We start from the raw sequence: 4,417 nt of genomic DNA, 5'->3' as shown, positions 1-4,417 counted from the left end.
GTCCCGGGAACGCCGGCGGAGAGACCGGCGGCGGCGCCGGCGGTTCGGGGTAGGCCTGCGGTGCCTGCGCGGGAGGCTCGGGCGCCGCCGGCGGCGGCACCGGAGCGGCCGGCGGCGGGGCGGGCGCCACCGCGGGCGGCGGGCCCGGCGCGTCCTGCGCCGGCTCGGGCACCGGCGCCACCGGCCGGTCGCCGCCGGAGGCGCGCTCGGCGGCCATGTGCGCGCGGGCGGCCTTGATGATGTCCCACGCCGAAAGCTCGTCGGTCGACGGCGGCGAGTGCATCGCCGGGGACGTCAGCTCCGCCGCGACCGCCTGCGGCACCGCGAACCCCGACGCCGGCGGGGCGACCTGCGCCAGCCGGCACCACGTCAGCCCGAGCGTGTAGGTGGTGGTCAGCAGCGCGGCGAGCGCGTCGGCGTCGTCGGTGCGCAGCGCGTCCGGGAGCCGCCCGTCGCGCGGCCACAGCGACCGCAGCGGGCTGGCCGGGTCGCCCAGCACCGCCTGCAGGGTGCGGGCGCTGTCGGGGTCCAGCCACCGCTGCAGCGCCGGCAGCGCGCCCGGCGCGGCCTGCAGGTCGGCGGCCAGCACCGCGACCCCGGCGCGGCGCACCTCGTCGTGGGCGCGGCCCTGCGCGGCCGGGCGCGGGCCCGTCAGCCCGGCGACGATCTGCTGCAGGTCGTACAGGGCCAGCCGCAGGTACTCCCCGGGCGCGGTGTCGCGGACCATCGGGATGGCGAACTCGGCGGGGCAGCGGCGCCGCCACTCCTGCAGGATCGCCTCGGGCCCGTACCGGACGGCGGCCATGTCCTGGCTGACCATCCGCAGCGACGCCGCCGTCACCCCCGCCAGCGCGTCCGCGCCGGGACGGAACCGGGGGTCGGCCTGCAGTCCGGCGGCGACCTCGTACATGACGCGGGCGATGTGGGCGGCGCCGCCGCCGTCGCCGGCGCCGAGCCGGTGGATGTAGTAGCCGGCCAGGGTGGCGAAGTCGGGCGGCATCATCCAGTGCAGCTGGTCGGCGGACGTCGTCAGGAACGGCACGAACGACTCGATCAGCGGATGGTCGGTCAGCACCACCGGGGACCCGGCGCACCACAGCAGCGCGCCCCACGCGGCCGCGACGGTACTGGGCGTCCCGGGCTGGAACATCGGGTCGCGCTGGGCGAACTGCTGCGGGTTCACCGCCAGCGCGGTCGTCAGCGCCTGGGAGATGCGCGCCACGACCGCGGTGTCGGGCACCGGCCCCAGGAACCCCAGCGGCGCGGCGCGCCCGGCCGACAGGTCCGGGCCGGTGGGGAACAGCTGCGGCGGGACGGGCGGGGTCCCGGCGCCGGGCGGCGCGGGCACCGCCACGCGGCGGTCCTCGAACGCGGCCGGCGGCGGGCAGGGATGCCAGGAGCCGTCCAGGCCGCACCGGTACCAGCGGCCCCACGCCCCGTACAGCCACCATTCCCCGGCGCCCCACAGCATCCGCGCGGCGATCTGGCCCGCGCGGTCGGCGGGCTGGGCGGTCTGCCACCAGGGCGAGGCCACCAGCTCGGCCACGTTGCCCTCGACCGCCGCGAACAGGTCCCCGCTCGGCCCGCCTCCGGTTCCGCCGGGCCCCGCCCCGGCCGCCTGCCAGCTCATCCGGCGAATAGTAGTCCCACCGCGCGGCCCGTCCGGCATCGGCGCAGTCACGTCCCGGTATCCCCGCGGGAACGGCCCCCGCGCCGCCCGGCCGCGGGAAGCGCCGGGGGCGGCGGGACCGCGGGAATAATGAGTGTCGGGGCACTCCGGATCATTCCTACACTCCATGATTGCGGAGGCGAACAATCATGGACACCCCCACACTGCTTGCCCACCTGGAGAACCACGACATCCCCCTCACCCTGCCCAGGGGCGGGACCCTGCGCTGGGACGACGCGGACCTGCACCGCGCCGCGCACACCCTCGACCCCGAGGGCTACGCGCTGCTGGGCCTCGCGCCCGGCGTGCGGCCCTGGCAGCGCGCCCGCGTGCTGCTGCAGATCCTCGCCGCCTCCCAGGCCGGCCTGGACGAGCAGGCCCGCGCCGTGCTCGCCCGCGTCGCCCGCGTCCTGACGCTGGCGCTGCCGCCCGCGCACGTCATCACCGTCCTGCTCGCGCTGCGGCGGCTGCGCGCCAACCACAAGCACACCACCCGCGCCGCGCTGCGGTTCGTCCTGGAGCACCCCGACGCCGACGCGCTCATCGCCGCGCGCCGCCCCGCGCTGGTCGACTGCTTCGAGCACGCCCTGGGCAAGGCCGCCGCCCGCGGCTGCGCCCGCCGCATCCACGACGGCGACACCGCCTCGGACTACCTGCGGCGGCGCCTGCTGCGGTTCCTCGGCGACCCCGCCGCCGCGCCCGCCCGCGTCCGCGCCCTCTACGGCGCCGCCGGACCCGCGGTACCCGCCGACACGGCGGACACACCGGCGCAGGACGCGGCGGGGGAGCGGGCGGCCGGGCGGCCGGCGATTCCGCACGAGCCGGTGCTCGCCGTGGACGCCGTCCGCGAGCGGCCGCAGACGATCACCGCCACCAACCGCGGCGACATCGCCGCGACCCTCGTCCACCTGTACCGGGGAGGCCCCGCCGAGGACCTGTACGCCGCGCTCGGCGGCTACGTCGGCGCCGCCGCCGGCGCGTTCCCCCGCTTCGAGGGGACCCTCGCGCTGGTCCTGGACGCCTCGGCGTCCATGCGCGGCTACGGCGACCGCGAATGGGCCGTGCTGTCCCAGGCCGCCGCGCTGCGGATGGTGCTGTCGCAGGTGTGCGCGCGGCTGGAGGTCATCGAGGTCGGCGGCGACGAGCGCGACCCGCGCGGCGCGACCGACCTGGCCACCGGCGTCCTGGACGCCCTGGGCACGGCCCCGGACCTGGTCGCCGTCGTCTCCGACGGCTACGAGAACGTGTTCCCCGGCGACCTGGCCCGCGTCGTGGCGAGCCTGCCGCGCGCCGGCGTCGCCACCCCGGTGGTGTTCTGCCACGCGATGTTCACCGGCAGCGACGACCTGGCCCTGCGGCGCCCCGCCCCGTCCCTGCCGCAGCGCGGGTTCTGGCACCAGGACGACTTCGCCGAACTGCTGTCCTGGATGTTCGGGCACTGCGACGCCGGCGCCCCCTGGCTGCGCGCCGCGATGCGCGCCCGCCTGGACGTCCTCGACCGGCGGGCCGACGGCCTGTCCGCCCGCCTGGCCGCCTGACCGCCCCGGCCGCGCGGCCGGCCATGAACCGAAAGGAGCACCGCATGACTCGGATGACGGCGCTCGACACCCTCGTCCCCGGCCCGCTCAGCCTGGCCGGGCACCGCCTGGGCACCCCGCAGCAGGCCGGGGCGCTGACCATGGTGCCGATCTCCGGGCCCGCCCACCCCGGCTTCACACCGCCCCGCACCGGCCTGAAACTGTCCAAGGTCGTCGGATACGGGCGGGTCGTGCTCAGCAACCACGCCGGGTCCGGCGTCGCGATCGTCCCGCTGCACATCGGCTACATCCAGGACCGCGCCCAGAACCACGCCCTGTGCCGGTCGGCGTTCCTGGCCCCCGGGCAGAGCCTGCGGTTCGACGACGCCTGCTGCGTCCAGGAGAGCCAGGGCGGCTACCTCGCCGGAGCCGACCAGTGGTTCTTCGTCCTGCCGCTGGAGCTGCGCGCCCGCGCCCTGGAACTGCGCGGCACCAGCGGCTACAGCAAACTGTGGGACGACATCTCCGCGCTCAACGCCCGCTACGGCCTCGCGCGGCGGGGCCACCTGGAGCAGATCCTGTCGCGCAAGCGGCCCGTGCTGACCCAGTTCCAGTCCCGGCTGGAACTGCGGCCCGGGCAGGTCGGCGCGCTGTTCTTCGTCGCCGGGGCCTTCGCCGGCCTGGAGATCGCGCCCGACCCGGTCTACTTCGCCGAGATGTGGACCGCGCTGGTGTGCTTCGCCTACGGCGTCGCCGCCTGGCACGCCGAGCCCCCGCCGCGCGCCGCCGAACCGTTCGAACCGTTCGCGGCGTCCGGGGCCGACGGGACGGCCGGGCTGCGCGGCGCGCTGGAACGCGACCGCGCCGTCCGCCTCGCCGGGATCGGCGACCTGCTCGCCCGCGTCCCCGCCGGGCGCGCCGAGCTGCACGAGGAGGAGCGCTACCTCGGGCTGCGCCTGTCCACGGTCACCGCTCCGCACCTGGCCGGGCAGATCGTCACCGACGGCGACCGCACGGTGTACGCGTCCCTGTTCGCCCGCTGACCCCCCGGGGCGGCACCGGAAAAAGGGGTTGCCCCGGGGGCGCGGCACCCAGTTGAATCAGAAACCGCGGGAACTGTGCCGGGCACGTCAGGCAGAACCCCGATTCCAGATCCGGGATTCGCCGCGATGCGACGGACATCGTCAGGGCGACTGTGAGCCTGGCGAAGCGCCGGCCGCCTGTCCCGCCC

The 4,417-nt window shown here is 77.0% G+C and carries 3 protein-coding genes; 2 read left to right on the top strand and 1 reads right to left on the bottom strand.

Annotated features, from left to right (window positions below; genetic code table 11):
* Positions 1 to 1,630: hypothetical protein (locus E1285_RS43460; protein WP_132160752.1), on the bottom strand; the 1,630-nt coding region annotated here is incomplete at its 3' end.
* Between the two features lie 188 nt (positions 1,631 to 1,818).
* Between E1285_RS43460 and E1285_RS46230 the strand changes: the two genes are divergently transcribed.
* Positions 1,819 to 3,207, top strand: a complete 1,389-nt coding sequence (locus E1285_RS46230) for a VWA domain-containing protein (protein ID WP_165967023.1) — start codon at positions 1,819 to 1,821, stop codon at positions 3,205 to 3,207.
* 44 nt (positions 3,208 to 3,251) lie between these two features.
* Complete coding sequence (locus tag E1285_RS43450) at positions 3,252 to 4,229, top strand: DUF6569 family protein (RefSeq protein WP_132160751.1); 978 nt, start codon at positions 3,252 to 3,254, stop codon at positions 4,227 to 4,229.
* Positions 4,230 to 4,417 lie beyond the last annotated feature (188 nt).

This window comes from Actinomadura sp. 7K507 (assembly GCF_004348425.1).
GTDB lineage: Bacteria > Actinomycetota > Actinomycetes > Streptosporangiales > Streptosporangiaceae > Spirillospora.
The sequence above is the reverse complement of the archived record's forward strand: the minus strand, read 5'-3'. Positions and strand labels throughout refer to the sequence as shown.

Coding starts and splice junctions, on each gene's coding strand:
- E1285_RS43450 (WP_132160751.1), top strand. CDS start 3,252: ATGACTCGGATGACGGCGCTCGACACCCTCGTCCCCGGCCCGCTCAGC.
- E1285_RS46230 (WP_165967023.1), top strand. CDS start 1,819: ATGGACACCCCCACACTGCTTGCCCACCTGGAGAACCACGACATCCCC.